The organism is Achromobacter sp. ACM05, from assembly GCF_019218915.1.
Lineage (GTDB): Bacteria > Pseudomonadota > Gammaproteobacteria > Burkholderiales > Burkholderiaceae_B > Achromobacter > Achromobacter animicus.
Genome location: NZ_JAHUWQ010000013.1, coordinates 1 through 501 on the forward strand (window position 1 = coordinate 1; position 501 = coordinate 501).

Here is a 501-nt window from a genome sequence, read left to right on the forward strand (position 1 = left end):
CTTATACCCCGGGCGTGGCAGGCGTGTGCGAGTCGATCGCGGCCGATCCACTGCAGGCGCACCGCTTCACGAGCCGCGGCAATCTGGTGGGTGTGATCACGAACGGCACCGCGGTGCTCGGTCTGGGCAACATCGGCCCGCTCGCATCGAAGCCGGTCATGGAAGGCAAGGCCGTCCTGTTCAAGAAGTTCGCCGGAATCGACGTCTTCGACATCGAGATCAACGAGACCGATCCGGACAAGCTGGTCGACATCATCGCCGGCCTCGAACCCACGTTCGGCGGCATCAATCTCGAGGACATCAAGGCGCCGGAGTGCTTCACGGTCGAGCAGAAGCTGCGCGAACGCATGAAGATTCCCGTCTTCCATGACGATCAGCACGGCACCGCCATCACCGTATCGGCCGCTTTCATCAACGGGCTGAAGGTCGTCGGGAAGTCGATTTCGGAGGTGAAGGTCGTGACGTCGGGGGCCGGTGCGGCCGCGCTGGCTTGTCTGGACC

The 501-nt window shown here is 63.3% G+C and carries 1 pseudogene; it reads left to right on the plus strand.

The annotated features are described in order from the left end of the window. Positions 1 to 501: pseudogene (locus KW836_RS27665) on the plus strand (NADP-dependent malic enzyme); the annotation flags it as partial.